This window comes from Anatilimnocola floriformis, from assembly GCF_024256385.1.
GTDB lineage: Bacteria > Planctomycetota > Planctomycetia > Pirellulales > Pirellulaceae > Anatilimnocola > Anatilimnocola floriformis.
On sequence record NZ_JAMLFW010000002.1, the window covers coordinates 1,154,375 to 1,181,064 of the forward strand.

General features: G+C 60.2%; 33 protein-coding genes. 12 read left to right on the forward strand and 21 right to left on the reverse strand.

Annotated features, from left to right (window positions below; translation table 11 throughout):
• Positions 1-438 precede the first annotated feature (438 nt).
• Complete coding sequence (gene ilvB / locus M9Q49_RS29180; RefSeq protein ID WP_254512830.1) at positions 439-2,229, forward strand: biosynthetic-type acetolactate synthase large subunit; 1,791 nt, start codon at positions 439-441, stop codon at positions 2,227-2,229.
• 126 nt (positions 2,230-2,355) lie between these two features.
• Here the strand turns inward: ilvB and M9Q49_RS29185 are convergent, their stop codons facing one another.
• On the reverse strand, positions 2,356-2,814 hold the full coding sequence (locus tag M9Q49_RS29185; protein WP_254512831.1) for a DUF6924 domain-containing protein: 459 nt from the start codon (positions 2,812-2,814) through the stop codon (positions 2,356-2,358).
• Between the two features lie 203 nt (positions 2,815-3,017).
• Here M9Q49_RS29185 and M9Q49_RS29190 point away from each other — a divergent pair, with 203 nt between their 5' ends.
• On the forward strand, positions 3,018-3,770 hold the full coding sequence (locus M9Q49_RS29190) for a DUF1559 family PulG-like putative transporter (RefSeq protein WP_254512832.1): 753 nt from the start codon (positions 3,018-3,020) through the stop codon (positions 3,768-3,770).
• Positions 3,771-4,007 carry a hypothetical protein gene (locus M9Q49_RS29195; RefSeq protein ID WP_254512833.1) on the forward strand — a complete coding sequence of 79 codons (237 nt, stop codon included), beginning with the start codon at positions 3,771-3,773 and terminating at the stop codon, positions 4,005-4,007.
• A gap of 9 nt (positions 4,008-4,016) precedes the next feature.
• Here the strand turns inward: M9Q49_RS29195 and M9Q49_RS29200 are convergent, their stop codons facing one another.
• The 4 genes from M9Q49_RS29200 to M9Q49_RS29215 all read right to left on the reverse strand — a co-directional run bounded on the left by M9Q49_RS29200 (position 4,017) and on the right by M9Q49_RS29215 (position 6,165).
• On the reverse strand, positions 4,017-4,880 hold the full coding sequence (locus M9Q49_RS29200; protein ID WP_254512834.1) for a DUF6528 family protein: 864 nt from the start codon (positions 4,878-4,880) through the stop codon (positions 4,017-4,019).
• Between the two features lie 24 nt (positions 4,881-4,904).
• A complete protein-coding gene (locus M9Q49_RS29205; protein ID WP_254512835.1) occupies positions 4,905-5,246 on the reverse strand; it encodes a hypothetical protein in 342 nt (113 codons plus the stop codon).
• A gap of 81 nt (positions 5,247-5,327) precedes the next feature.
• Positions 5,328-5,723 (reverse strand): DoxX family protein, encoded by a 396-nt coding sequence (locus M9Q49_RS29210; protein WP_254512836.1) that lies wholly within the window; start codon positions 5,721-5,723, stop codon positions 5,328-5,330.
• 43 nt (positions 5,724-5,766) lie between these two features.
• Positions 5,767-6,165: a VOC family protein gene (locus tag M9Q49_RS29215; RefSeq protein WP_254512837.1), complete on the reverse strand. Its 399-nt coding sequence runs from the start codon at positions 6,163-6,165 to the stop codon at positions 5,767-5,769.
• A gap of 179 nt (positions 6,166-6,344) precedes the next feature.
• On the opposite strand from M9Q49_RS29215, the gene M9Q49_RS29220 reads away from it, so the two are divergent.
• The 9 genes from M9Q49_RS29220 to M9Q49_RS29260 all read left to right on the forward strand — a co-directional run bounded on the left by M9Q49_RS29220 (position 6,345) and on the right by M9Q49_RS29260 (position 13,657).
• Positions 6,345-6,704, forward strand: coding sequence for a hypothetical protein (locus M9Q49_RS29220; protein WP_254512838.1), 360 nt, complete (start codon positions 6,345-6,347; stop codon positions 6,702-6,704).
• A 546-nt stretch (positions 6,705-7,250) separates the two neighbouring features.
• Complete coding sequence (locus M9Q49_RS29225) at positions 7,251-7,433, forward strand: hypothetical protein (RefSeq protein WP_254512839.1); 183 nt, start codon at positions 7,251-7,253, stop codon at positions 7,431-7,433.
• Positions 7,434-7,503: 70 nt separating this feature from the next.
• Positions 7,504-8,673, forward strand: a complete 1,170-nt coding sequence (locus tag M9Q49_RS29230; protein ID WP_254512840.1) for an ABC transporter permease — start codon at positions 7,504-7,506, stop codon at positions 8,671-8,673.
• A gap of 21 nt (positions 8,674-8,694) precedes the next feature.
• Positions 8,695-9,216, forward strand: a complete 522-nt coding sequence (locus M9Q49_RS29235; RefSeq protein ID WP_254512841.1) for a hypothetical protein — start codon at positions 8,695-8,697, stop codon at positions 9,214-9,216.
• Positions 9,217-9,231: 15 nt separating this feature from the next.
• Positions 9,232-10,764 (forward strand): efflux RND transporter periplasmic adaptor subunit, encoded by a 1,533-nt coding sequence (locus M9Q49_RS29240; protein WP_254512842.1) that lies wholly within the window; start codon positions 9,232-9,234, stop codon positions 10,762-10,764.
• A gap of 12 nt (positions 10,765-10,776) precedes the next feature.
• Positions 10,777-11,499, forward strand: a complete 723-nt coding sequence (locus M9Q49_RS29245; protein ID WP_254512843.1) for an ABC transporter ATP-binding protein — start codon at positions 10,777-10,779, stop codon at positions 11,497-11,499.
• 3 nt (positions 11,500-11,502) lie between these two features.
• Positions 11,503-12,645, forward strand: coding sequence for an ABC transporter permease (locus tag M9Q49_RS29250; RefSeq protein ID WP_254512844.1), 1,143 nt, complete (start codon positions 11,503-11,505; stop codon positions 12,643-12,645).
• A 402-nt stretch (positions 12,646-13,047) separates the two neighbouring features.
• Positions 13,048-13,272, forward strand: a complete 225-nt coding sequence (locus M9Q49_RS29255) for a hypothetical protein (protein WP_254512845.1) — start codon at positions 13,048-13,050, stop codon at positions 13,270-13,272.
• A 19-nt stretch (positions 13,273-13,291) separates the two neighbouring features.
• A complete protein-coding gene (locus M9Q49_RS29260; RefSeq protein ID WP_254512846.1) occupies positions 13,292-13,657 on the forward strand; it encodes a hypothetical protein in 366 nt (121 codons plus the stop codon).
• Between the two features lie 119 nt (positions 13,658-13,776).
• On the opposite strand, the gene M9Q49_RS29265 is transcribed toward M9Q49_RS29260, so the two are convergent.
• From M9Q49_RS29265 to M9Q49_RS29340, 16 genes are all read right to left on the reverse strand, one after another.
• Positions 13,777-14,895, reverse strand: a complete 1,119-nt coding sequence (locus tag M9Q49_RS29265; RefSeq protein WP_254512847.1) for a hypothetical protein — start codon at positions 14,893-14,895, stop codon at positions 13,777-13,779.
• Between the two features lie 2 nt (positions 14,896-14,897).
• Positions 14,898-15,332 (reverse strand): hypothetical protein, encoded by a 435-nt coding sequence (locus M9Q49_RS29270; protein WP_254512848.1) that lies wholly within the window; start codon positions 15,330-15,332, stop codon positions 14,898-14,900.
• Positions 15,320-16,291 carry a hypothetical protein gene (locus M9Q49_RS29275; RefSeq protein ID WP_254512849.1) on the reverse strand — a complete coding sequence of 324 codons (972 nt, stop codon included), beginning with the start codon at positions 16,289-16,291 and terminating at the stop codon, positions 15,320-15,322. Before M9Q49_RS29275 ends, M9Q49_RS29270 begins: the two co-directional genes overlap by 13 nt.
• 3 nt (positions 16,292-16,294) lie before the next feature.
• Positions 16,295-17,110, reverse strand: a complete 816-nt coding sequence (locus tag M9Q49_RS29280) for a hypothetical protein (protein WP_254512850.1) — start codon at positions 17,108-17,110, stop codon at positions 16,295-16,297.
• Positions 17,110-19,143, reverse strand: a complete 2,034-nt coding sequence (locus tag M9Q49_RS29285; protein WP_254512851.1) for a hypothetical protein — start codon at positions 19,141-19,143, stop codon at positions 17,110-17,112. Before M9Q49_RS29285 ends, M9Q49_RS29280 begins: the two co-directional genes overlap by 1 nt.
• Positions 19,136-19,279: a hypothetical protein gene (locus M9Q49_RS29290; protein ID WP_254512852.1), complete on the reverse strand. Its 144-nt coding sequence runs from the start codon at positions 19,277-19,279 to the stop codon at positions 19,136-19,138. Before M9Q49_RS29290 ends, M9Q49_RS29285 begins: the two co-directional genes overlap by 8 nt.
• Before the next feature lie 41 nt (positions 19,280-19,320).
• Positions 19,321-19,857 (reverse strand): hypothetical protein, encoded by a 537-nt coding sequence (locus M9Q49_RS29295; protein WP_254512853.1) that lies wholly within the window; start codon positions 19,855-19,857, stop codon positions 19,321-19,323.
• 47 nt (positions 19,858-19,904) lie between these two features.
• A complete protein-coding gene (locus tag M9Q49_RS29300; RefSeq protein WP_254512854.1) occupies positions 19,905-20,513 on the reverse strand; it encodes a hypothetical protein in 609 nt (202 codons plus the stop codon).
• A gap of 70 nt (positions 20,514-20,583) precedes the next feature.
• On the reverse strand, positions 20,584-21,018 hold the full coding sequence (locus M9Q49_RS29305; RefSeq protein ID WP_254512855.1) for a hypothetical protein: 435 nt from the start codon (positions 21,016-21,018) through the stop codon (positions 20,584-20,586).
• Positions 21,019-21,030: 12 nt separating this feature from the next.
• Entirely contained in the window at positions 21,031-21,426 is a 396-nt protein-coding gene (locus tag M9Q49_RS29310; protein WP_254512856.1) for a hypothetical protein, read from the reverse strand.
• Complete coding sequence (locus M9Q49_RS29315; RefSeq protein ID WP_254512857.1) at positions 21,423-21,956, reverse strand: hypothetical protein; 534 nt, start codon at positions 21,954-21,956, stop codon at positions 21,423-21,425. Before M9Q49_RS29315 ends, M9Q49_RS29310 begins: the two co-directional genes overlap by 4 nt.
• On the reverse strand, positions 21,956-22,315 hold the full coding sequence (locus M9Q49_RS29320) for a hypothetical protein (protein ID WP_254512858.1): 360 nt from the start codon (positions 22,313-22,315) through the stop codon (positions 21,956-21,958). Before M9Q49_RS29320 ends, M9Q49_RS29315 begins: the two co-directional genes overlap by 1 nt.
• A gap of 3 nt (positions 22,316-22,318) precedes the next feature.
• A complete protein-coding gene (locus tag M9Q49_RS29325) occupies positions 22,319-22,732 on the reverse strand; it encodes a hypothetical protein (RefSeq protein WP_254512859.1) in 414 nt (137 codons plus the stop codon).
• Positions 22,733-22,855: 123 nt separating this feature from the next.
• Positions 22,856-23,767, reverse strand: a complete 912-nt coding sequence (locus M9Q49_RS29330; RefSeq protein ID WP_254512860.1) for a major capsid protein — start codon at positions 23,765-23,767, stop codon at positions 22,856-22,858.
• 132 nt (positions 23,768-23,899) lie between these two features.
• Positions 23,900-25,240 carry a hypothetical protein gene (locus tag M9Q49_RS29335; RefSeq protein ID WP_254512861.1) on the reverse strand — a complete coding sequence of 447 codons (1,341 nt, stop codon included), beginning with the start codon at positions 25,238-25,240 and terminating at the stop codon, positions 23,900-23,902.
• On the reverse strand, positions 25,237-26,688 hold the full coding sequence (locus M9Q49_RS29340; RefSeq protein WP_254512862.1) for a phage portal protein: 1,452 nt from the start codon (positions 26,686-26,688) through the stop codon (positions 25,237-25,239). Before M9Q49_RS29340 ends, M9Q49_RS29335 begins: the two co-directional genes overlap by 4 nt.
• Positions 26,689-26,690: the final 2 nt, after the last annotated feature.

Below are 26,690 nucleotides of genomic sequence, written 5' to 3' on the forward strand. Positions count from 1 at the left end.
GCGACCGGTTCGAAGGCAACCGGCATCTATTATAACCACCCGGTATAGCTATTATATACGACGCTCGATCGGGGGAATAAATGCAATATGATTCTCGGCAGATTTTGCTTTAAGCCGTTGTGACATAAAGGCCTAGAGTAATTTTGAATCAAGTATCACTTGTTATATTTTCCTCGCCTGAATTAGGGGTGCCCACTGGAGCCCTGGGAACGGGTTACCTCCGCGATCCGCAGGCGGAGCTCCGACTTTGCCGGAGCTGCTTCTTGTTTTTCCAACCATTCCCCGCGAACCACCTCACCCGTTGCCTTGTCGAAGAGGAACATGTGGCATAATCTGAAGGGTTCCCCGTGCGGCGAAGCTGCGCCTTGAGGCAGCGGTTTCGAACACGCGGGCACCCGGAATATGCCGATTTTGCTGAGTTTTTTGGAGTAAGACGCCATGGCTACTGCCACCACCCCCGCCACTGCCACCGAAACCCAAGTGATGAACGGGGCCCACATCCTCGTCAAGTCGTTGGTCGATCACGGCGTGGATGTCGTCTTTGCCTATCCGGGCGGCGCTTCGATGCCGATGCACCAGGCCCTCACCAAGTACGCCGACAAGATCCGCACCATCCTGCCGCGTCACGAACAAGGGGGCGCTTTCGCTGCTCAAGGTTACGCCCGCTCCACCGGCAAGCCGGGCGTGGTGTTTGCCACCAGCGGTCCGGGCGCGACGAACCTCGTCACCGCCATTGCCGATGCCAAGCTCGACAGCATTCCGCTGATCGCCATCACCGGCCAAGTGCCGACGCCGATGATCGGCACTGATGGTTTTCAAGAAACGCCGATCGTCGAAGTTTGCCGCCCGATCACCAAGCATCACTTCCTCGTGACGAACGTGAACGACCTTGCTCGCGTGATGAAGGAAGCCTTTCACATTGCCACGACTGGTCGCCCTGGTCCGGTGCTCATCGACATGCCAAAGGACGTGCAGAACCGCGACTGCGTGCCGGACTGGGATGTGAAGATGAACCTGCCGGGCTACAGCGGTGCCGCGCCGAAAGCCAAGCCCGAACAGATCAAGCAAATCGTCGCTGCCATCAAGCTGGCCAAGCGGCCTGTGATTTACGCGGGCGGCGGCGTGATCTCGTCGGAAGCGTCGGAAGATCTCCGCACGTTCATCAAGAAGACCGGCATTCCGGTCGCCATGACCGTGATGGGCCTCGGCGCTTATCCGAACGAAGGCCCGCTCTCGCTCGACATGCTCGGCATGCACGGCAGCGTTTATTCGAACTGGGCCGTCCGCGATTGCGACCTGCTCCTCGCCTTCGGCGTGCGGTTTGACGATCGCGTGACCGGCAAGCTCGAAGCCTTTGCCAAACACGCCAAGATCATCCACATCGACATCGATCCTTCGGAGCTCAACAAGAACAAGCCAGCCCACATTCCGGTTTGCAGCGATGTCGGTTACGCCCTGCGTGAGATCAACAAGACCGTCGAAGCTCCCGCCGAGATTGGCTCGTGGGTCAAGCTCTGCCAGGATTGGAAAAAGGAACAGCCCTTCAAGTTCGATCAGAACAGCAAGGGCATTCTGCAACAGCACGCCATCGCCGAGCTCAGCCGCTTGACGCAAGACAAGAAGACCTACATCAGCGTGGGCGTCGGTCAGCATCAGATGTGGGCTGCTCAGTTTTACAAGTTCAAGCACCCGCGCACCTGGCTGTCGAGCAGCGGTCTCGGCACGATGGGCTTCGGCCTGCCCGCCGCCATGGGTGTGCAAGCCGCTCATCCCGATGCCCTGGTCGTCGACATCGACGGCGACGGCAGCTACCAGATGAACATTCAAGAAATGGCCACCTGCTACTGCGAAAACCTGCCGGTGAAAGTGCTGCTGCTCGACAACCAGCACTTGGGCATGGTGGTGCAATGGGAAGACCGCTTCTACTCGAGCAACCGCGCCCACACCTACATGGGCCCGATCGAGCACGAACACGCCAGCGGCGAACGCAAATGGGACGGCAACGCCTACATGGCCGAGCAACACCGCTACCCGGACTTCGTCGGCATCGCCAAGGGCTACGGCTGGGGCGCGGCCAACGTCAGCAAGAAGGAAGACCTGACGGCTGCCCTGCAAGAAATGATCAACTACAAGGGCCCGTACGTCCTCAACGTCCAAGTGCCCTACCAAGAACACGTGCTCCCAATGATCCCGGCCGGTAAGACGGTCGACGATATCATCACTGAGTAAGGCAGAGGTTAGGGGCTAGAGATTAGAGGAAGACAGCGGAACGCGTTGCGTTCCGTCACTCCTCGCTCAGGATCGCGTAGTACGAAGCCCCGCTTCGTACGAGCGAGTTCGCCTCCTAGCCGCCATCTAGCTGCGCGGAAAATCTCGAAACACGCCATCCGCATCCGCGCACTGGGCAAACTCTTCCAGATCCATATTGCCGATCGAGACGTTGTTCTGAATCGCTTGAATCTTTCTGGGCAGCGCCCGAAACGCGAGATTCACTTTCGGTGGATCTTCATCGACGGCCTCATCCCAGTTGTCCCAATCGGTGACTTCACCCAGCACCAGCACTGGATGTTCCGGATCGGTGAGACAACGGCGATCGATGACAAAACAAAAGCCAGAGGGGATCTCATCGGCGGCAAGCGCTGCAAAAATCTTCTCCGGCAGCGCGTCTTGCCAGCGTTTGTCGCTCACGTAGCGAACGTACGCCAGGAACCGATCCTCTGTTTGCGGCGCGGCAATTAGCGCGCACACTTCCTCCCACGCCGCGTCATCCAAGAAGTCGGTGCGAATCACCCACGGATCGTGCTCATTACTCATTGAGTGAGTCCTTTTAATCAGGATCGGCGAAAGCAATAAGGAAAGCCTGAGTCGTGAGGCGAGGCGATCGTGCGAGTTGATACGGGTTCGCGAACGTGCGACAGCACACAAAAATGCCCTTCAGCCGCAACGCTGGATTCTATGCCAGCTTCCGAGTAACGTTAGGCAGTTTCCCGGCTTCTGCAAATTCGCGAAGGTCCAACATGCGTGCCGCTGCCAAAAAATCGCCCTCAAGCAGTGTGATGCGTATCATCCTGATCGTGCTTGTGGTTGTATTCCTACTGGGTGTAACCGTTAGTTATCTTTGGGTTCAACCCTACCTGAAGATGTCGAAGTCGGTTGATCACCTGAAACGGATCATCCTGTTCGTGCACAATCATGAAGACAAATATCACGCTCTGCCCAACGGCTATCCTGCCGGGGCAAAGCATCGCTTCAGTTGGCGCGTGCAGTTGTTGCCCTTTATGGGAGCCCAGGGAAAGTCACTTTTTGACAGGTTCCATTTTGATGAGCCGTGGGATAGTCCGCACAACCTGAAAGTGGCCAAGCAGATGCCCGACATCTACCGCACCCCCTTCGCGCCGGAGGACTCGATCCATACTTCGTTTGTCGCCATTGCTGATCCCCAGGGCGCATTTCCAGAGCCGGAAACGCCAGAGCACCGGCTAAGCTTCAACAGTATCGTCGACGGGACGGGGCAAACGGTCGGCATCGTGCATTGCGAGGGAACGGGAATTGTGTGGACCGAACCGCGTGACATCAACATCGACGAGTTTGTGCAACTCGCCAAGACAGGCCGCCTCAATCCGCCCTCCAAAGGCTATGCCCCGATGGTTGTCCGAGTCGCCATGATGGATGGCTCTGTAGCGCCGGTATTGCGGGACGTCTCCGAAGAGACGTTGCGGGCGATCTGCACGCGCGAGGGGCACGAAGCGCGCCCGAAAGATTTCAAGTAGTTGCCAGAGCAGCAATCACCCCTGGTCGAACAGGGCCAGCTCACTCCGCCCGCCAAAGGGATCGTCCGCAACAGCATCCGCGTGGCCCTCATGGACGGCTCGGTGGTCAGCCTGCCTCGCACCATTTCCGCCAAAACCGCCCGTGCTATCTGCACCCGTGGCGAGGGAGACCAAATCTCGGAGGATGATTTGAAGAGACTGACGACGAATAGCAAACCCTTTATTGGTGGGCGGTAAGCGGCTCCCTTATTTCCCCGCATCCCACCGAATTTTATACAGCCGTTCGTCCGGCACATGCAGTTCGGCGGACGGATTCAAAAAGCGAATCGTATCGCTCCACCAGGTTTTCTCGGTCCCCTGGTGGTAAACAATCCGGCCGGTGACGGCCGATTGAGCGACCGACTTCACGTGCACCTTGTCGGCGAGTTCTTGCTGCGGCGAGAACTTTGTTTCCTGCGTATCGAAGCGATAGACGTTCGTGTCGGTTGTGACAAAGAGAAAGCGCGGATCCTGGCAGGGCGAAAGATCGTGCCCGCCCGGCGTGGGAAGTTCGAAACGTTTGTCGATCGTAATCGCCGATGATTTGTCGCGCGCGGCAATCTCGACCAGCAGCAACTCCTTGCCGCCGATGGCCCAAAGTCGCTCGCGTTTTTCATCCCAGATGGCGCCATGTGCTCCATTGAGCGGAATACGCGCGATTGGTTCTGCCGTTGCGCCTGGTTTGTCCTGGTCAAAGATCAGCAACTCATCGCCGCCGTAACTCGATCCCACCGCGATGCGCCGATCGGGCAGCAAACAGGCGCTATGAGCATTCCGCGCCGAGGCGTGAAAGAGGCACTTCTTATCAGCGCGACGAATCAGCGCCACGCCGCCACCCGACGACGTGATCAAGATCGATTCGCCGACCGGCTTGCATTCGTCGGTGGTCCGAAATTGCCGCTGCATCTCGGCAGGAATCTCAGTCGAGTCAGCCGCCCGCCATCGCCAAATCCGTTCGGCCGGCAGCACCACTTTATCGGCGGGAATGACAAACACCTCGTCGCCGCCACACACAATCAACCGCTCATCGGCCGTGATACTTAGCAGAGCGAGCAAAATCAAAACATTCATTCGTAGGATCTCTTCCGTCTGTCACTACGAAGCCTTCGGATACTGCGTATACTTCGGCGGTTCCGACGACACAGGTGGATTCGCGCGGCTGAACCAGCGGTGAAAGCGGGACCAAAAGCTGCCCGGTTGCCAGTAGCAGTTCAGAATCTGCTCGACTTCTTCAGGCGACATCTTGCGCTGCACGACCATCACCTCAATCAGCCGGGCCGCTGTTTCGCGGTCGTTGCGACGCCGTTCGGTTTCGGCGCTGACGTTGAGATACACAATCACAATGATCGTGCCCGCGATGACCACGACGAGCGAAAAGACAAACAGCCAAAAATACCACGGCGGAAAAAACGGAGCCTGAGCGACGTGAGCATTCATGGGCGTCCCTTTCTGAAGTGACTCCCTGCATTGTAGCCGCCGCAACAGTCGGACGTATCGCGCAGTTCCGGCCTACAACTACTACATCTCCCGCCGCGGTCCTGTCGCGCCATTCATCAGCAACGAAAAGATCATCGGCTGCCGTAGCGCCAAACCCAGCCACATCAGCACACCAATCATGACCGGAAACCACCACGGGTCGCCGACTAGCAGATGCGTGCAGATGGCGCCGCCCAAGTAACCGCTGACCAAAATCGCACCCAGGAACGACGTGCGCGGAATGAGGTAGAGCACCGTGACGGCGATCTCGAGCACACCCAGCGCTGGTAGCAGCTTCAGGGGGATGCGCAGGTGCTCCATCATTTCGGCCTTGCCGGGGAAATCGAGGAACTTCGGAACCCCGCTGGCTCCGATCAGAAACAAACCGACAAGCACCGTCAGAACCCAGCCGGTGATGTGTTGCGCTTTCGTGGACATGGTCTTCTCTCTTGTTGCGTGGCTGCGTGTACTACTGTTGGTGCTACTGCGTCGGCATGTTCATCCACACCAGTTCCCACATGTGACCATCGGGATCTTGAAAGCTGTGCTGATACATGAAGCCGTGATCCACCGGATCTTGTGATTTCGAGCCCCCGGCCGCGAGCGCCTTCGCCACCAAGCCATCGACGGCTTCGCGGCTGTCGCACGAAAGACAGAGGAGCACCTCTGTGACCTTCGTCGTATCGGCGATCGCCTTCGGCGTAAAGTTGGCAAACTTGGGATGCGTCAGCAGCATCACATAAATCGTCTCGCTGATCACAATGCACGCCGCCGTCTCGTCCGTAAACTGCGGATTGTGCTTGTACCCAAGCCCTTCATAAAACCGCATCGAAGCCTGCAAGTCTCGGACAGGCAGATTCACAAACATCATGGTGGGCATCGGAGGTTCCTTCAAATAGTGCGCGGTGAAATCGCGCTCAGTGTGGTGCGACGAGATCGACGTCTCTTGGAATAGTCGATTGAAGCCTTTCGAAATAGACGGCAGCCTGAGTATTCCTGCCCTCCAAATCTCATTTATTAAATCCCACGACCACGCCTTAATCACATTTGCATTGATGGATGGAAGAGGATACGCTCATAAAGCACCCTACCTGCGAGGGAATTCTCCCCATGCCAAGCCGCCACCTTATCCCGCGATGTTCGCTGCGTAGTCTGTTCCTGGCGACTGCCGCAATCGCCGTTGCTACGCAGATGATCGTCTCTGCCCGAGCGCACAGTCTCGAAGCTCGGCGAGAAGCGTTCATCGCATCAATTCATGGCTCGCTGCTCGCCAGCCAAGTCACTGATCCGGCATTTGTCGAGCGCTATTTGAACTACGTCGAGCGCACGATCGCGGCCAAGGATGATACCTTTTTGCCTCCGCGAGAAAGACAAGAGCTGCTGAGAAAAGTCGCCGCGGCAAGGTCGGCAGAACGGTAAAGACGGGACACACAGTATCCACCCTAACGCCAGAGGCACGCTGGGAGCTGGGCCAAAGAGAGGGCGGAAGAAATACGCCAAGAGGGATCGAATCGATCGCCGCAACCTCTTGGTAATCTAGGCACTTGCGCAAAACCACTGCAAGCAGGTGGCGCAAAATCCGGCGCGCTTGAACCGGAAAGCGGCGCGCATGATGGCGAATTGGTCCCTCGCGAATGAGATGGAACGTTCCCAAATCGATCCATCCCAAACTACACCAGTGAATGGGTTTGCTCTGTTTTCAAATTGGGAATAGGATTTAAACAGAAGTTCTTTACCTGGAATGCCATGCTTCGTTTGGTACTACTCATCGCGATGATTTGCCAGATGCTGGGGTGCCGGTACGCTTGTACCGCGGCACATGCCGGCCGGGGCGATGCTACGCAGTCGGTCGGGTGTCGTTGCTGTCAAGCGAAGCGTCTTGCCGAGCAGAGCAGGAAGGGCGAACAACTCCCTACTGAGGACGAGCAGAATCGGTCGCATACGGGCTGCTTTTGCAATAGCCCCGTGAAGATCGCAGATTCCATTCCGGCGGATCACGACCTGGCTGTTTCACCGATTTGGACGATTGTAGAAGCGCCGCCGCAGTTGGCGGTGGAATCAATCGCGATCGTTTCTGGCCAGCTACGGCCTCCGAGAGACGATGCGGGCAAGGGCCTGCGCGTCGTCGTTCAATCTCTCTTACTGTAAGCAAATCCGTTGGCTGCTCCGCGCGTCATCTTGCGCGCATTCTGTCTTCGCAGTTTACGGATCTTGGCAGATGTTTCGGCTTCGCTTACTTCCCTGGGAATACGGGGTGCGCAATCTTTTGCGTCGCCCGGCACGCAGCGCGCTCACGCTCGGCGCGCTCGCGACCGTCGTATTCTTGGTGTTTGTCGTCGTCGCCTTCATTCGCGGCTTAGAGAGTTCGCTCGCCGTCACCGGGCAACCGAACGTTGTGCTTGTCTATTCAATCAACACGGCCGAAGACATTGAAAATAGTGCCATTCCGGGCCGTACTGCAGCGCTGCTCTCCGCCAGTTTGGCTGCAATCGAGAAGCAGCACGGCGTAGCGCGGGTTTCACCGGAGTTGTACGTCGGCACTCGGGTCGCGCGCAGCGAAAATGACCCGCCGCTGTTCGGCATTGTTCGTGGCGTTTCGCCCTCCGCGCCGCTTGTTCGTCGCCAGGTGCAATTGACTGAGGGACATTGGCCGGGCGCGGGCGAAGTGATTGTCGGCAAACTCGTCGCCGCCAAGTTGGGCTGCAACGATGCGGATTTGCAGATCGGGAAATCAATTCGCTTCGACGGCCATGATTGGAAAATTGCGGGCCGGTTCGCAGCTGGTGGGGCAGCATTTGAATCGGAAATTTGGGTGCCCCTAGCGGATTTTCAAGCGGCGCTCAAAAGACAAGATCTCAGCCTGGTTGCCATCGCCTTAAACGATTCTGCCGCGCCCGGTGACGTTGAACTCTTTTGCAAGGAGCGCTACGACCTCGAACTGCAGGCCGTTGGCGAAATGAAGTACTACGCGGCACTGCAAAAACACTATCAACCCGTTCGCATGCTCGGCTGGTTGGTGGTGCTGCTCGTGGCCGGTGCGGGTGTGTTTGCCGGGCTCAACACGATGTATGGCTCGGTGATGGGCCGTGTGCGCGAGTTGGCCACGCTGCAGGCCGTTGGTTATCGGCGGCGGGCGATTGTGATCAGCCTCATGCAAGAAGCGGTTCTGTTGTCGACGACGGCTTCGCTGCTGGCAGCTGTGGTCGCCATTTTTGTCGTCAACGGTACGGCGGTGCGATTCACGATGGGAGCTTTTGCGCTGCGCGTCGATAGCGTCGCAATGTTGGTTGGATGCGGCGTGGGATTGTTGCTCGGAGTGTTCGGCGCGATCCCGCCGGCTTGGAAAGCCATGCAGCATTCGGTGGTGGATGGATTGAAAGCGGTTTAACCCTGTTTTGGAGAATGGATCATGCGATTGATGGTGATGTTGGGATTGCTAAGTTTCGTGAGTGTGCTCGTTGGCTGTGGCGGAGGTGCTCCCGCGCCGGCCGCGTCGAGCGGTCCTTCGGCGGAAGGCGCGAAGTATGTCCTCGCGGCCGAACCCGGTGACGCGAAGGGTGTGAAGGAATTGAAAGCCGATGCCAAGGACGGCGACGACATCGTGATTGAGGGCCGCATCGGCGGCGATGAGAAGCCCTGGGTAGAAGGGCAAGCGGCTTTCATGATCGTCGACAAATCGCTCAAGCCGTGCAACGAGAAGGATGATGACGACTGCAAGACGCCCTGGGACTACTGCTGCGACACCGATCAGCTGCCGAGCTGTAAGGCGCTAGTAAAAATCATCGATTCCGAGGGGAAGACGGTCGCTTCCGATGCCAAGAAATTGCTCGGCGTGAAAGAACTTACGACCGTGGTTCTCAAAGGTAAAGCCAAGAAGGATGAAGCCGGCAATCTGACCGTGCTCGCCAGTGGCGTGTTCGTGCGTAAATAACGCAAGGAATTTGCGATGACTTCTTCATTGGACCTCAGGCAACTCGCCGTCGACCGCTCGTCGTCAGTGAGCTCGGTCGGTGCCAGGCCGCGCAATTGGCTAACTCGTTTTGCGCTGCCGGGCGGCATCCTCGCGCTCTTCGTGACAGTCGTCGGGTGGTCGCTGCAGGAGAGCTTGCTGCCTGCAAAAGCTGTAACAGTCACTCCGGTCGTGCTGATGCGGGCCGATGTCCAACAATCGGGAACGCCCCTGTTTCAAGCCGCCGGCTGGATCGAGCCGCGGCCCACGGCGACAGTTGTCTCCGCGCAAGTGGAAGGGATCGTCGAATCGCTGCTGGTGATTGAAGGGCAGGAAGTGAAGAAAGACGAACCACTCGGCAAACTCGTCGACGTCGATGCGAAGCTCGCGCTATCTGAAGCGAAGGCCGCGTTTCGTTTGCGGGAAGCCGAGGAGAGGTTAGCGAATGCGTCGCTGAGTGCGGCCCGCCAAAGCCTGGCGAACCCCGTTCACCTGCAAGCCGCGGTCGCCGAAGCCGAAGCGGCATTTGGCAAGACCGATACCGAACTGCAGTCGCTTCCTTCGTTGCTCAAGGCCGCTCAAGCCCGGAAGCAATTGGCGCAGCAGGATCTGGAAGGGAAGAAGAGCGTCGGCGATGCCGTTTCCGGCCGATCCATACAACGGGCTCAGAGCGAATTCGATACTGCCTCGGCGACAGTTATGGAACTCACGCAGCGCGAGAAAGGGTTGCAAGCCGAAGCCAAATCGTGGGGCGAACGGGTCGCAGCGCTCCGCTCGCAACTCACCATGAAATCCGAAGAGAATCGTAGGGTGCAAGAAGCGGAAGCTAATTGCACGATCGCGGCTGCGCGCATGGAGCAAGCGAAGCTCGTGGTCGACAGCGGGGAATTGCGGCTGACGCGCATGACCATTGTCGCGCCCTGTGCCGGCAAGGTGTTGGCCGTGCATGCCCAACCAGGACGTCGCCTTGTCGGCTTATCGCCGGCCTCCGAGCGCGATTCCAGCGCAGTTGTCAGTCTTTACGATCCGAAAATGTTGCAGGTCCGTGCCGACGTTCGCCTGGAAGACGTCCCGCAAGTCCTCGTCGGTCAGCCGGTGCAAATTTCGACGGCTGCTCTCGGCGCGGCGCTCAGCGGCCAGGTGATCGCGGTGAATTCAGTTGCCGACATTCAAAAGAACACGCTGCAAGTGAAGGTTGCGATTCATGACCCGCCGGCGGTGGTGAAGCCCGACATGCTCGTGCAGGTGACGTTTCTCGCTCCAGATTTGCCGAAGAATACACTGGCGGAGAACGATCCTTTGCGACATTTGATTCCCCGCGAACTCGTGAACGGCAGCGGCGACGGCGCGACGGTTTGGGTTGCCGATTTGCAAACTTCGCGCGCGATCGAAAAGCCGGTGCATCTCGGCAAGGCAGGCACCGAACAACTGGTGGAAGTGACGCAAGGTGTGACGGCTACCGACAAGCTGATTGTCTCCGGCCGGGACGCGCTGAAGAACGGAATGCGGATTCGCGTGAATCAAAAGTAAGGAACGCCACCGATGGCACTTGTCGAAATTACGAAGCTGACCAAGCAATTCCGCAAAGGGGATGAGATCATCACTCCGCTCAACGAAGTTACGCTGCAAGTCGAGCAAGGAGAGTTCGTGAGCCTGATGGGAGCGAGCGGCTCCGGCAAATCGACGCTGCTGAATGCCATCGCCGGCATCGACCGCCCGACATCGGGAGCGATCGTGATCAAGGGAGTTGATATCACGAAACTTTCGCGCTCGGCGCTCGCCGATTGGCGAGCCGAGAACATCGGCTACATCTTCCAAATGCACAATCTGATTTCAGTTCTCTCGGCTTACGAAAACGTCGAGTTGCCCTTGCTCTTGTTGCCGATGAATGCAGCCGAGCGGCACAAGCGCGTGATGATTGCTCTTGAAGCAGTGAATCTGACGGATCGTCGCGATCACTACCCGCGACAACTTTCCGGTGGTCAGGAACAGCGCGTGGGCATTGCTCGCGCGATCGTCGCCAATCCCACGATCATCGTCGCCGACGAACCAACCGGTGACCTCGATGCCGAAACAACCGATCAGATTCTCGAGTTGATTCGGCGGCTGAATGTTGAACTCGGCATGACGCTGATTGTGGTGACGCACGATCCGCGCGTCGGTGCACTGGCTCAGCGGCAGATTCGCCTGGAGAAGGGAAAGCTGATCGAGCGCGGCCAGCAGGTGAGCGTGGTTGGCGGCGAATCCTTCGAGCGGAGGGCCTAACCCATGTTTAAGTTTGCTCCCTACGTTTTCAAGAATCTGTGGCGACATCGTGGCCGCACGATGCTCACCGTCAGCGGCTCGGCCGTCGCGCTGTTCGTCTTCTGCTTTGTCGGCGCGGTGCAGCAAGGTTTGGAACGACTCACGAGCAGCCAGGAAGCCGAGCGGACGCTAATAGTCTTTCAAGAGAACCGTTTCTGCCCTTCCAGCAGCAAACTGCCCGAAGACTACGCCCGCACGGTCCAAAAAATGCCCGGCGTGAAGGATGTCGTTCCAATCAAGGTCTTCACCAACAACTGCCGCGCGAGCCTCGACGTCGTCGTGTTCAACGGCTTGCCGCCGGAGAAACTGCGGACCGCCCGCAAGTTGGAATTGCTCACCGGCAACTGGGGCGATTTCGACGGCCGCACCGATGGCGCGGTGATCGGCCAGGCCATCGCCGCGCGACGCAATCTGAAGACCGGACAAAAATTCACGATCGGCGACGTGACGGTCTCGATTGTCGGCATCTTCCGCTCGACCGTTGCTGCCGAGGACAACTTCATTTACACGCATCTCGACTTCTTGCAGCGAGCCCGCGGCAAAACATCGGTCGGAACCGTCACACAACTCGAAGTGCAACTCGCCGAAGGAGCGAAGCCGGACGAACTCTGCCGCGCGATCGACGCCGGCTTTCGCAGCGGACCAGTGGCAACGACGACGCGCTCGAAAGGGGTGTTTCAGCGCGATACTCTTTCCGATCTGGCGGAACTGATCGGCTTTGCGCATTACCTGGGCTATGCCTGCGTTGGCCTGGTGCTCGCGCTCGTGGCCACCACTACCGTGATGGCCGTGCAGGATCGCATCAAGGAACACGCCGTGCTGCAAACGCTCGGCCTCCGCCCCGCACGCATCTTCCGCCTCGTCCTCGCCGAAAGCGTGCTACAAAGCTTCGCCGGCGGCCTATTGGGCATCGGCTTCGGCACCTTCCTCTTATTCTTCGGCGGATTCGCGATTGGCGCAGAAGGAGTCACGATCGCCTTTCAGCCATCCCTGCAGATCGCCATGGTTGGCGTTGCGGTGTCGCTCGTCGTCGGCCTCTTCGCCGGCATCATTCCCGGCTGGCAGGCCGCTGGCACCGAAATCGTAAAAGCGCTCCGTCAGGTCTAGCACTTGTTTGGAACTGACATTGCGCAATTCCCCCGTGGCTCCCATCCAGACTTGCATCCCTGGAACTGGCGAAGGCCGGCAGCCGGAGCCTGCTAGGTCCTTCCCGCGAATGGTCTTCGGAACGTTTCCTACTACCATCACGCCCGCCCGGCGCGCTCAAAGCGGCGCAGCAAGCCGGTGAAAGTAAGTGCATCGAGGCGAATGCCCAACGCGAGAATTGCGAAAACGCCGGAGAATACGCGTTTTCTGCGACATCTGAAAATGATCAGTACGCCCAACAGGGGTCGAACCTGTAACCTTCGGTTCCGAAGGTCGATGGTCCCGGGTTGCGCCGGTCGCGCGGGCCAGGTGATGACAGCTTCCGTCACAGCCTTGCAATCGCGCTGCGCGGAGCAAACACCAATGTCGATGCTGCAGAAACAAGCCTTTTGCCCCTCGTGCCGTCGCCCCACGTTGCATCAGAAAGCGAACGCGGAGCAGAACAAAACCTTCACCACGGGACACGCGATCTTGTCGGTGTTCACCTGCGGGCTGTGGATCCCCATCGCGATCGCCTGGGCCATCTGGCACGGGATGACGCTCGGCACGCAGAAATACCACTGCACGCAGTGTGGCCACGCGAGCTAATGGTGCGCAGAATAGGGCGATGCTCAGATTCATTGACCTAACCGACGAAGCGTCGGGCACGCGTGCGGCCGGCTTCCTAAACACGATCGACAACCGGTTCGTTGAGACCGGGTTTGGCGACCACGTGTTCGATTCACTGAACGAACTTCCGGACGGGGAGCTGGGCGATCGGATGCGCGCTCTGTTGCCGCCGAATTTTTTCGCTGCGCAGACTCGCAAATCCGGCACTGATGCCGTTGCCGCGGCTGCCGGCGAGATCGTGACGGCAGTTCTTCATGGCGACGATCACTTCGGGCAGCAACATCTGCAGAGGGCCCTCGAAGAGTTCGCAGGCGCAATCATCGCGGAAGCCCGACGCGGCGCTTCGGTGTTCGGCCCTCAGTGACGCAAGTCGTGCGAGCTGGTTACAATCCACGCAGCCCCGGTTGGTCCGCAGCGTAGCGATGGCAGGTCGCGATCCTGCAAACCCAACCGGGGTTTTTTTGCGCGCGTGTCCCGGGACACCTAAGCCGAACTGCCCTCGAAACCGCACCAGAGAAAGCTGCTCGTCGCGTCGAAGTTCAGCGTCTCTGGCGCTCCTTCCGTCGCGATTTGTTCCGCAGTCGACCAGTTCGCCTTGTCGCGAAGCCACACGCCATTCTTCGGCGTGAGCACGTTGCCGGTGCGGTCCTTGTCGCCGTGCACGATCAGGCCGAGCTTGTTGCTGTACCTCGCGAAGTTCACTGCGTAGGGATCGGCCGATTGATAGAGCAGCTCGACGCTGGAGCCGTCGAGATTCGCGCGGCGAACCTTGCCTTCCTGCCGGCTGCTCGCCGTGAGGTAATGCTCGCACCAATAGATTTTTCCGTCCGCCAGGTCGAACGACAGGCAGTTCAGCAAGTGAATCACGCTGCTGCCGAGCCCCGACGTCGTTTGCGCGCCGGTCACGCTGTAGATGGTCGACTCGGCGAAGGTGCCGAGATCACGATAGCGAATCTCCCAAACCCAATCGGCCGCGGTCGACGTCGTGACGTTCTGGCGCACGACGTAGTAGAGACGGTTCTCTTTGCGGTTCACCAGCATCGAGCCCAGCTTGCCGGCCGTCGCGATGCTGCCCGTGCGGTAGACATTCACCGTAGCCAGGTTCGCCTGGTTGGTGCCGTCGTAATTCATCCGGCGCAGGTCGATGCCGTAATTCGACGAGAGGTTAGGAAAGGCGCCATCGACGTACGCACGCGCCGCCCAATAGATCTTCTCTTCGTCCGGACTCGCCGCCAGCGCGTCGCAAATCAAACTGTTCACTTCAGCCACGGCCGTGCCGGGCCCAGCGTCTTTGGTATCCCACCACTTGAACGTCGACTTCATATCGATCATCGTCCCGCCGCTGTCGCGCACGCGTGTGCTGTAGGCGTAGTAGAGCCGCTTGTTGCTCCAGTCGGGGGCGATCGTGTGAACGCTGAGCGAGTCGCCGCCGGGCGTGATCAACTGGTTTACTCGCACGCGCTGATCGGTGGGCTTGTCTGGTTTCTCGTCAATGAAGGTTCCCGACAACCCACCGCCGGGCATCATGAAACTGCTGATCTCATTGCCGCGAATGAAGTGTTCGCAGCAGCAACACGCGGGGCCAGCGGTTCGCATACCCATGGTTATTCCTCGAAGACGGCTGAGGCAATGCAGTCGACGGCGTTCGGTGCATTGCACCGGATGCCGATGCGGCCGCCGCCAGGGATCGTGAACGGACCGAAGTCGATGCGTCCCTGAGGATGACACATTTTCGAGTCGAGCAGGTCGGTGGTGGTCGGCTCGTCCGAAGCGGCGCGGTTCGCCGTGGTCTGCAGCGTCTCGGCATCGCTGTCATTGTCTTTGACGGGAGTCGTGCCGGTCGAGGTACCGGCCGTGGTCTGCCGCACGATGTCGATTTGAACGGGCGCGTCGGTGGTGTTCGTTCCCTCGAATGATACCGAGAGACGCTGCACCTTTACGCGGTGGTTGCTCGGCGCGACGAGCTGCAGCACGGTTTTCGCCGTGGCAGCTGCAAGCGCGATTTGGGGAGTCGATACGCGGCCAATTACGCCAGCCATTGTGTGGATCCTTGGGGGTTGAAGTCGTAGCCTGGCAAGATGGGCGTCTCGCCGTAGTTCCCGATGTCTTCGGTGTTGCTGCTCTGCGTCGTGTCGGTCGTTGGTTCCTGCTCGCCCGGGTAGCCGGTCGACGGCGACTTGGGTTTAAGCTCGTCGAGATCGCTGGGCGAACAGTACATGCCCGTGACCGCCCAACAGTTGATGTACCAGTCGACGCGGACCTTCGTTTTCTTCTCGAGCTTTTCGCCTTTGTTGAGAAACCAGTCTTCCGCTTCGATCACCACGCCAGGGAGCTTGCGCCATTTGCGGCCGTCGAGATCGCGCGTGTAGACGTCGATCTTGATCTTCGCCGTGGAGCTGCTGCTGCCGCTGCTCGGCGTGCTTTGTGTGTAGTCTTCGCGCACGATGCCGAGAAACCAATTCGGCGTGTCGTCGAGAATGTGGACCGCGCATTCGTTGCCGCCACTCACGGACCGGCCGACGTGCAGGATCTTCACCGCTCCGCGCTCGGCGGACACGAACGTCCGCCGCTCCGCGTCGCGCCGCGCGAACCGATGCGCGCTGTTCGTGATCTCGACGATCCCCACGCACGTGCCGTTCATCACTGCCGCGCCGATCCGCGGCCGAGCAGGCGCGTACGGAATCGGTTCGAGAGCGATTGCCCAGCCAGACCGCTTCATGTTCGGTGTCACGCCGTTGAACCATAGGCTGGCGTTGTCCAGCGGATCGAGAATGTAATCGTCGATCTCCAGTACTTCGCCACGCCGCAGATTTGCGCCACAGCTGTTGCGAAGTTGAATCACGGTTTGCGACGGGCGCGACAGCGGTAAGTGCTTCTGCGCAACGCCCTGAGCGCGGCGATCGTGATAGTCGTCTGCAGACTCAACAACGCGGTTCCACGCGCGGCTGTTGAACGGTCCTTTCTGCGGCGAGTCGCCGGGATTCATTTTGTCGGTCATGAGCTATCCCCCGAAGCCGAGCTCGGCCGCCAAGTCGACGCGATCGTAGACCCGGCACACGTCGATCTGCACTGGCACGGTCACGGGAGAATCACCGTCGGTATCGTTTTTGAATTCGACCCATGCGTAATCGTGGCCATCCTTCTGCACCACGTTGATGCCGCCGATCAGTTTGTTCTGCAGGTTCTTCTCGATCGCGAACATGCAGCCGACCGAGGCCTCGGTTTCCGTGCCATCGGAGCCGCGGCCGCCGAGAAACAGAACTTCGCCAGGTGGTCGGCCGAACATCGGCTTCGAGTTCACACAGCCGGTCAACTCATGGATGTGCATCGCATACGCGATCGTGACCACGCCCAGCGGCTGAACGCACGTCACGTTGAACTTCATCGAACGGATGACGATATCGGCACCGTCGACCGAGCCGTCGAGCTGCCGGCCAATGGCGCCCTTGTGATCCTTCGCGGTTTCGCCAGGTTGCACGTAGCTACCCATGTGCTGCCGGCTGGTTTTGATGTTGAACGTGCCGCCTGACGTGTCGAAATCCCACGTCCACTTCGTGCGGTCGCGCGGCGTGTAATGCACCGTCACGTAATACAACGCGTGGCCCTGGCGCGAGAGAGTCACGCCGCGGCGGTAGAGAATCAACTGCGTCGTCGGGATCGCCGCCGGCGACATCTGAAACGCCAGGTTCCGCACTGTCTCTGCATCGTCGATGCCGTCAGCAATCCACTCTTCTTCTTGCGTGATTTCGAGCACCGGCAGCAACGTAGTGACGAGGCTGGAGGGGCTGGTCGCGCGGCGTTGAAAGCTGAAAACCATTAGACCACCCCCATCACTTTCACGAGCTTGTCAGCGAGAGCGCGTTGCTCCTCCTGCTTGTCGAGTTGCTTCTTCTGCAGGTCGCGCTGCTCTTGTTGCGCGGCGAGTTGCCGCTTGGCGAAACCGCCGTCGCTGCCGCCGAGTCCGAGTGCCAGGCCGCTGAACGTGCCGAACGCATTGCGGAGCGCCGCGCCGCTGGCCGGATCGCCACCTGGTGGACGAACCGCGACGTCGCCCGCGCCGCCGGCTTTCAGCTCGGCTCGCTTCGCCTTCGCATCTGCTGCCCGTTGATGGAGCTCGTCGCGCAGACCGGCGATCAGCTTGCCTTGCTCTTCGCGCCAGATATCGGCACCGGCTTCGCGTTCTTCGCGCTTCGCATCGCGGTCGGCACCGGCGCGGTCCATGGCGGCATCGGCCGCGGCAGCCGCTTTGTCGAATGCGCCGGCGACGTCGGGCCCGACGACTTCACGCACGGCAATGCCGGACGCGGCCGCAGTGGCGTTGATCACTTGGGGCACGACTACAGCGACGTCCTTCACCGTCTTCATCAGCACGCCGCGTACGGCGTTGATCGCCGCTGAGAGCGAGCGAATGTAGAGCAGCACGTGATCGATCGCCGCCACTGCGGCGACGCGGAACGCAATCCATCCTGCCGATAGAGCGGTGCCGTAGTCCCAGCCCGTGAGCGCGGTAAACACGCTTCCGAACAGGGAGCCGATGTAGGCAATTGCTCCGGCCGCGGCCACCGCGATGCTATCCCACACCGCTAAGGCCTTCTCACGGATCGCAAACCAGCCGTTGACGATGGCCAGCTTCGCGACTTCGAACGCCAGGCGAAGCGCGGTCATGGCGATGCGGCCGGCCTCGGCAATGTCCCCGGACATGAGCGAGTCGACGATGCCGCCGATCGTCGTCTTCACGACTTCGACGTACGGTGCGATGGCAGCAACAATGTCGGCCATCACTCCTTTCGCCGTCGTAGACACCAGGTTCCAGGTAGCTTGGTTGCGCAGCAGCAGCGTGGTGATGCCACCTACTGCCGCCGCGATCAGCGCGAGCGGAATTAGGATCGGAGCCAGCAGCCCCGCGATCGTGGTGACGACGGTGATAATGCCACCGATGGCCGACACGACGCCGGTGACGATCGAAGCGACGAAGCCGAACGCTGTGCCGATACCGAAGATGAGCGCACCGACGGCCGTGATAGCCGCGCCGGCCGCGGTGATCATGCTGCCGATCTTGAAGACCGTGCGGACGACTTCCTGGTTTTCGCGGATCCACCTGGTCACGCTGCCGGTGATCCGGATGATCGCTTCGCCGACCGGCATCAGCACGGGGGCGACGGCAGCTCCGATTTCGAAGATGGCCGCACTCACCGCCTCGAATTGGCGTTTGATCATGCGCCCTAAGTTGGCGGCGTCGGCGACTGCTTTCGCCGACGGCGCGAGCCCCATGTCGCGGGCTTCCTGACGCAACGCTTTCAGCTGGCCGATCATCGGCAACAGGTTCGTGCCGCCGAGCAATTGCGTGGCGAGTGCGGCCTGCTGCGCTGGGTCTTTGATGCCAGCCAGGCGATCAGCGACGGTCTGCAGCTGCTCCTCGGGCTTTTGCTGTTTCAGCTGCGCCGCGGAGAGCCCCAATCGCGACAGAGCGACGGCCGCACCGGAGCTACCCATGGCCGCGTCGGCGATGTTCTTCGTGACAGACTTCGACGCCCCTTCGATGTCGCCGAGCGCTGCGCCGGTTTGTTCGGCGGCGTGCTTGAATTCGGCGAGCGCCTCCACTCCGACGTCGGTCCGGCGCGAAACGTTCTGCAGCTCGGTCCCCATCGTCACGAACTGTTTGACGGCGGCCGTGATTGGTCCGGTGACCAGCGCGCCGGCCGCAGAGATAACGCCGCCGAGCTTCAGCACGTTGGTGCCGAGGCCCTGCAGCTGAGCTTTGATCTCGTTGATGCCCTTGATGAACGGAGAGTTCTTGATGTACGTGGTGACGTACGCTTTGCCGGCTTCGATATCACCGCGACTAGCCACCGTTCCCCTCCCAATTCTTTGCGATCATTTCTGCCACGAGCGGGTTGTAGCGCGGGATCTCCTCGGGCGTGGTGTTCGTGAACTCGCCGGTTTCGACGTAGCTCTGCAGCTCCGCCGCGCTGTACGTTGCCCACACCAGGTGAGCTTGCGCGACGATGATCGCGCGGGCCTGGCGTTTTACGCCTTCGTTTCGGAGCCAGAGCGTTCGGTAGGTGTATCGCTCAGGGTCCAGTCGCAGGATTCCTGCAAGCCCTTGAATGCAGTCGTAAGTACTGAGTCGAGTTTCTCGCTCGCGATCGCCGGCAGATTCTTGATCGTCTGGTCGCTTGCCATGCGCTCCTTGACCTTCGCCGCGGTCACGATGTTCAGCTGCAGAATCACCTCCAGCGCCGTCGCTACGTCCGGGCGCTGGATATGGTGGAAAAAATCGATCCACTCACGAAAGAACGCCTGCTGCGCGGCAATCAAACAATTGCCTGCCATCAGCCGACCGAAATCCTGGGCGGTCACGCCACGGTCGGTGGCCTGCTCCTCGACGATGATGTGCAGCAGCTCCCAGAAGAGCAGCAAATCGTTATCGAGCCGCTTACCGAGTTCACCGACTTCCGGCTCGAGCAAATCAAAGCGGGAATCCTTGGCCTTGATGCGGAGGATCTCGCCGAACGGCAGATCGATGTTCCATTCGCCACCGTGGCGGTCGTTAAACGTATGCATGGTCGTTTCTCGTGAAAGTGAGTGGGGCGTGTCCCGGGACACGGTGACTACGGCGTGCGATCTTCCATCGAGATGATCGTGAGCGTGCCGTCGAGCTCGATGCTGCCGTTGCTGGCGGTGACTTTGACGGCATCGCCGGAGAGCGGATTCGCCACGCCGCCGGCGACGTTGAAAACGAGTCCGACGTTGGCGACGAGCTCGAAGTTGCCGACGCTGGCCGGAACGCTCGATAGAAAATTCACACGGCCTGCCGTTACCGCGCCAGGAACGGAGAGCTGCACAGCGAAGGCTTGAACACCCGACGCGTCAAAGAACACGGGCGAGATCACCTTTTGCTTGGCGACGCGGACGGCCGTTCCCTGCGTGGGCAGGTTGGTGCCGGTACCGGCGTCGATCGTGATCGTCGTGGACGTCACAGCCGTGACGTCGACGTCCTTGCGCAGCAGCAAGCCGTCGGCGTCGTAGAGATCAATGGTGTCGGTGTCGAGGATCCCGTGACCGCTGGCGACGGTGACGACGCCGGTATCGTTGTCGGTGCGCGTGGTGAGCGAACCGGCGATCGCCTTCGGCACCGGCACGTCCGGGAACGGATTCGAGGTGTCGGCGTTGATGAGGATCGGTCCGCCGATGGTTAAACCACCGGAGGCCAGGGTCATGATCAGGTTCGCTTGCATGGTGATACCGGGGAAAATGAACTTCGAAATTCGACACCAAGTCGCGCGGCGCTTACGTGTAGAGCACGGGTTCGCGGCCGGCAGAGCGCGTGGGCTTCACGGTCACGTCGTAGGTTTGTTCACCACGTAGCGGCTTGCCGAGCTTGTGCTCGATGATCACGTCGCCGTCGTAGCCCTTGCCGGCGGCGAAATCCTTGCTGCGGAAGGCGATGGGGCTGCCCGCGTACGAGGCAGCGAGAATCGCGGCCTGCACTTCGTTGCCAGGAACGCTCAGCATGTTGAAGTCGAACTGCCACTTGCGGGTCGTCACGCGCTCCGTCTCGATCGGGATTGTGCCGGCCGCATTGCGCGCGGTCGTGTTACCCTTGTCCGTCGAGTAGGTCATCGACATATCGCGCGTCTCGGGGATCAGCGACCCCGCGGTGTTGCCGGCGACGCCGTAGAAAATCTGGCCCTCGAAGCCCATCTTTTGTTCGTTGGCTGGCATGCTGTGAAACTCCTAAACTCCGATGGAGCCAGCGAAGCTGCTGGCGAAGCGGGCCGCGTTACGATCAAGCGCCGGGCCCATGAATGCGCGCTCTTCAAACTCTTCACCGCGAAACTCTTCGCCGAACTCGTGAGCTCGGCCGGACTCGCCGACGAAGCTGAACCGCGGACCGGTGATGGCCATCTGCTCCGCTTTGTCTTCGAAGTAAACGATTGAGCGCGGCAGCAACCCCTTGCGTGTGTGCGGAGGCGTGTTCGGTAGCGATGCGGAATCGCTCTTCTCGATCGAGTTGATCGCGTCTTTGCGGATCGACGCTGCGGCGTGCCCAGCGTTCTTGAACGAGGCTTCGGCCGCGGCGTCGGTGACGCGCTTCGAGGTGTCCGTGAACTCGTAGCCGAACTCGATCATGTGATTGACTTGCGTACTCCGTACTTCACGCTCATGGCGCCGAAGAACATCCCCTGCGTGCGGAGGCGCTCGCGCTGGAACGTGAAGAGGACTTTGCTTTCCTGCCACACCGCGTCCCGATAGTTCGGCAGCCGGCCAGAGGCGACGTCGGCGTCGTCGGATTGCGGATTCGGCCGGAGGAACTGATAGAGTTCCTGCATGAAGTGAATTAGCCGTGCGACGTACTTGCGGTGAATCGGTCCCGCCTGCGTGCGGAGCTGCGGATCGAATTTGCAGCGGATCGCCAGGTCGCAGCGGCAGAGGAAATAGTCGGACGTGCGCGTCGCGAGCGACGTCTCTTCAAAAGTGACCGGGATGACATCGACGCGGGTACACAGTTGCTTCAGCTCGTCATCCCAGTCACCGTAGTTCCAATCGATCGAATGGATCTGCATTCCGACGAACGCATTCGCGTCGTAGCCAGCGCGCACTTTCTCCGTGATCGCGTCGGCGACGTTGTCGAGCACGTCATCAGGGTTCAGGTCGGACATCAGATCTCTTTGGAGTGAACAACCACCATCAAGCCGCTGGCGTCGTGAGGTTCCACGCACGGCCGCTTGGGAATCGGGAACACTTCGAAACGGCGACTGCCGGCAAGCAGCTCGTCACCAGGTCGCAGCTCGATCGACTTGCCGCCGACCACAATCAGCGACTTCTCGATCACCCAATCGCTTGAATTCACCCGCAGGGGCAAATTGGTTTCTTCGTCGAGCACGTCGTAGCTCGTCACGGTCAGCGTGCCGATGATCGGTTCGCTGCGTTCGCCGCCGCGGCGAATCACAAGGCTGGTACCGGCCGCAAGTCGGAGCGTGGCGGCGAGCGCTCCGACGGCCAGGTCGATCGAGTTCATGGCTTAGAACAACGGCCGGAGAGTTGCGGTCCGAGCCGACGAGTCAGTCGTCGATGCGCCGGAATTGATCCGCAGGCCGACATTCGCTTTCACGTCGACCGGCAGGCGAATCGCTTGTTCAACCGCTGCAGCACCGGCAGCGCCGGCACCCGTTTGCACGATGACGTTCGGATAGAGGACGACGGCCGACGACAAATCGGCGTTGTCGCTGTGGATCACCGAGTAGCTCATCGTCCGCGTGTCGGGCAGCATGGTGGTGGTGAGCGCGGGCGCTTCGACGTTGAACTCGACGGGAGCGAGGAAGTCGCCTTTAGCCCCGTGGCCGAGCGCGATCGCCGCGCCGTCGACTTGCGTGGAGGCAGCGCTCGGCAGCACGCGCGTCGCCTTGAGTGCGTCGTCTTTGAGTTTGAATCCCATGTTTGCTTTCCTTCAAATGCTGATCGTGAGCGGTTTGGCGTGTTCGGCCGTCTACTGCCGCAAGCCAGCCCACGGCAGGCGTGGGCTGGCTCAGTTGCTGCAGGAACTTGCGCGAAACGCGGACTACGAGATCGCTTCGGTGTTGAGGATCGCGTCGGTCCGGATGATCGGGCAGCCTTCGAAGTCGGTCGGCGTGGGAGCCGGCGTGCCGGTGGCGTTGGTTGCCGTGCGGCTCTTGCGGAGCTGCGAGAGCGAGCGCCGCGACATGAAGATGGCGTCGGGCTCGTGACCGACGGGGAAGAGCGCCATCAGGTCGCTGAGCATGTCGTCGTTCAGCGTCTTGTTGGTCTGAGCGGTGAGGTTCTTGATCCGCGCGACCGAGTAGATCGAGCCGACCTGCAGACCTGGCCGGAACAACATGTTCTGCGTGTAGGCCGTGTACGGCCGGTTTTGCGAGTCCAAAACGCGCATCACCTGGGGATCGCTGACGGACATATCGCCGCCGTTGCCGAACACCCATTGCACGTTCTGCGGTCCGAACTTCACCGCCCACACCGAGCTGGCGGTGCTGGCCGTATCGCCGGTGGCATCCACCACCATCGAACTGTCGTGACCTTGCACGAGGCCGGGGTGACCTTCGCTATCGCCGCCGCTGGCGGCTCCGTAATAGAACTGCTTGGCCAGCGCGATCATCGCGGCTTGCGTCATGCCCGTCGCCTCCATGGCGATGTAAGCAGGCGCGCCGTCTTCGTACGCATCGGCGACGGCTTTGTCGGCAACCCATTGCGGGTTCACGATGAAGCATTCGACGTTGCGGTTTTCCAGCGTCGAGAAGCTGTCGGCGACGCCGCGGTTGGCAGCACGGAAGCCGACGCTCGGCAAGCTGGTGCGGACGAGCGTCTTGTACTGAATGCCCTTGATCGTGCGGGCGGGGATGAGCTTCAATTCCGGGATGAACGGAACGACTTCTTCGATCAGGCCCACTTCGCGATCGGAGTTGTTGGCCTTGGCGATGTCGAGCAGAGTGACGGGCATGGTGGCGAATCCTGGGTTGCGAGTGAAAAACTCGTCCCGGCGGATCCGCCAGCAACTGAGCACTGATCGAAGGGCCTGACGATCGCCAGAGCCCAGGGTTGGGTTGTGTTTCCCGGGACACGCCCGGAACGGTTACTTCGGCAGCTTGATCGTGGCGGCGAACTTCGACTGTCCGTCGCTCAAGCCGTTCATTTGCTTCGCGGCAGGTTTTGCCTCCCCGCCACTTACCGGCGTTTCTTCGCCGCGGAGAGCGCTGAGCGCGGTTTCTTGGCTGCTCACCTTCTTCTTGAGCGTGGCGTTTTCCTGCTGCAGGCCGGTGGTGAACAGCGTCTGAGCTTGGGCGAAAGTTTTCCCTTCGCTGAACCACACGCCGCCTTGGGGGCCGAACGCGGTGACGAACTTCTTCACCTCGGCGGCAGCCGGCGTGAGTTTGGTTTTGCCCTTCGCGCTCAGCTTGGTTTTGCCGCCCTTCTTGGCCGTGTGCTTCGTGGCGTTTTGCTGGCCTTCCTCTTCGTCGGAGTCCATTTCGTCGACGGGTTCTTCCTCCGACGATTCGTCGCAATCGCACTCCTCGCCATCGGGGCAATCGCAGTCTTCTTCGTCGGCTTCGTCATCGCTGTCGTCGGCTTCGTCGGTCTCGTCGTCAGCGGCCTGCTTCCCTTCCTCGTCTTCGTCGTCTTCGCTGGCTTCGAATTTGGTTTTCGGCTTGCCGTTCTTACCGGCAGACAGCGCGGTCGGCTTCTTCGGCTTGCCACCTTTAGCGCTCAGCGCTGCGGCCTGGCGACGGGCGTGGCGGTTGGGTTGTGGCTTGGTCCCGGACAACTTGGTCTTCTTGGTCATGGTTGACGAATCCGAAAAGGTAACGGCGACCAGGTCGCCAGGTTGGGAAGCGGAAAATTGCACAGAGGTGTTCGGGTCTTGGCCGTACGGGCAAATGGCATTGCCGCGGATCATCCAGTCTCGCGCGATCACGATGGGGCCTTCGACGTTGCCGCCGTTGACCGCGCTGGTGAATCCCTCGGGGATGAACTCGAGTACAAGCTCTTGCGGATCGAAATAGATCGATGCCTGCCACTGAAAGCCGTGATTCGCCTTGTTGATCACTTTGCTGGTGCGGTCGTTTTTTGCGTCGGGAATCAGCACCCCGCTCACCACTAGTTCACCCGTGCTGATGTCGACCTTGTCAGCGAAGCCGAGGACTTCCTTCTCGTCGTGGCAGTAATCGAAGGGGAGCTGAGCGCTCGCTTTCCGCATGCCAGAGAAGTCGTGCACGATCCGGCCGAAGTACCAGTGATCGACGGGATTGCCGCTGCGAGCGACGACAGTGATCGGCACCGTGCCATTGGCCGCGGGCGTCTCGCCGATCGCTACCGAGGCCTCGAAGCGCAGGGCGTGCGTGGGAATCTTCGCCTTGCCAGCCTTCACGGCCGCGGCGTCGAATCGCACCGCTTTTCGTTTCAGCGTTTTGGTCACGCAGCCACCTCGTTGATCTGAACGTTTGCCGCCGACAGATTGGTCGAGAGACCGAACCTCTCGAGGAACTTGGTTTCGCGGACGAGCTCGCGGGCGACTTCGAAGAAATCGACGCCGTACTTCTCGCGGCACACGCGCTGGCGTGAGGTGAGACCGGCGCCAATTGCGGAGATGTCCGCAGTCACTTCCTTGAGCGGATCGATCCACGGTGTGCCATTCGGCACCCACAGCCAGCGATCGAGCACGTCCTCAAGGCAAACCCCGGGCAGGCTGCCATCGAGCATCCAGAGAACACAGCGCCACCTCAGCATGGCCGAGAGCAACGCCTGCAAGTCCTGGCGTTTGATCTTCGCGCTGTCTTCGTACTGCAGCAGCGCTTGCCGCGCGCCGCTGTACGTGGTGAACGACTCGTCGAAAAAGCTATAAGGGATGTCGAGTGCTTTGAGCGCGAGGACGATCATCTGCGTCCAGAATGCTTGCGCGTTTGCGGACGGGTTGTCCGACGTCACGAACTCGAGTGAATCGTCGCCGTCGAGATTCAACTGCACGGGGCCGTTCCAATTGATGCGGCCGTATTTCGGTTGCCCGTCGTCAGCCTGGCCCTCGGCGGGTGCGGCGGTCTGCGTGAGCGGGTGGTCGTCTTTCGAGACCTTGATCACCGCGGCGAACAACTGTGCGATCTTCTCTCGCGCGAGCGCGTAGTCGAACGATTCGTAGACATCAGCCAGGCCGTTGATCGCGCTCGTGATGGAGCCGATGCCGCGGGTCTGATCGAACCGGTCGTAGTTGCCGAACCAGAACATGTTCCGCGCGGGGACCATCCGTTCGAATTGGAACTGCGAAGTGCCGCCGCCGGCGTCGGAGAATTTGCCACGTCGACAGACGCAGTACTCGAGGTGAGCTCCCCAGTCGTTCGTGCGGACGCCGTGAATGAAGTCTTCGAGCGTGTAGCCGCTCGGCAGACCACCATTCGGACTGCGGACGCGCTCGCCTTCGATGCCCTGCACTTTGCCGTTGCGGAGTCGGAGGACACCGAAGTCGCCGTTCAACACCCGCTGCAGTTCACCCATGCGAGTGAACTTGCTGCGCGAAAAGCGGCCGCTGACTTCGAACTCCCCGGCCTTCGACCAATTGGCGACGAGGCTTTCGAGTTTGTTGTTGAGCGCACGATTGCCAGTTTTGGCTTGGAAGTGAAACGTGCTGACGTAGTCGAGGTGTCGCGCAATCATCCACCGCGCAACGGTGAAGTTGCGGTAGATCTGCTGCGAAGAAGAGAGCAGCCGTTTGCGATCGCTCTGCCGCAGCGTGTCATCTTCGCTGCGGAGCATGCCGTCGCCCGTGCGACGTCGGCCCGTTTGTTTCACCGCGTCATAGCCACTGCCGACGGTATCAATGCCGGCGCTGGCAAATGTGGTGAACGAGAGATTGGGGTTGGCAGCAGCGTGCATCG